This window comes from Stenotrophomonas sp. 05L413, from assembly GCF_056397945.1.
In genome coordinates this window covers 1-375 of the sequence record NZ_JBFTOL010000027.1, presented here as the reverse complement: position 1 = coordinate 375, position 375 = coordinate 1, and the positions used below count along the sequence as shown (strand labels likewise).

Sequence of the window (375 nt, the reverse complement as noted above, 5' to 3'; positions counted from 1 at the left end):
GACTCCTACGGGAGGCAGCAGTAGGGAATCTTCCACAATGGGCGAAAGCCTGATGGAGCAACGCCGCGTGAGTGAAGAAGGTTTTCGGATCGTAAAACTCTGTTGTAAGGGAAGAACAAGTACAGTAGTAACTGGCTGTACCTTGACGGTACCTTATTAGAAAGCCACGGCTAACTACGTGCCAGCAGCCGCGGTAATACGTAGGTGGCAAGCGTTRTCCGGAATTATTGGGCGTAAAGCGCGCGCAGGTGGTTTCTTAAGTCTGATGTGAAAGCCCACGGCTCAACCGTGGAGGGTCATTGGAAACTGGGAGACTTGAGTGCAGAAGAGGAAAGTGGAATTCCATGTGTAGCGGTGAAATGCGTAGAGATATGG

General features: G+C 51.1%; 1 rRNA gene. It reads left to right on the top strand.

The window, feature by feature from the left end:
• Positions 1 to 375, top strand: a 16S ribosomal RNA gene (locus tag AC1DIQ_RS19005); the annotation flags it as partial.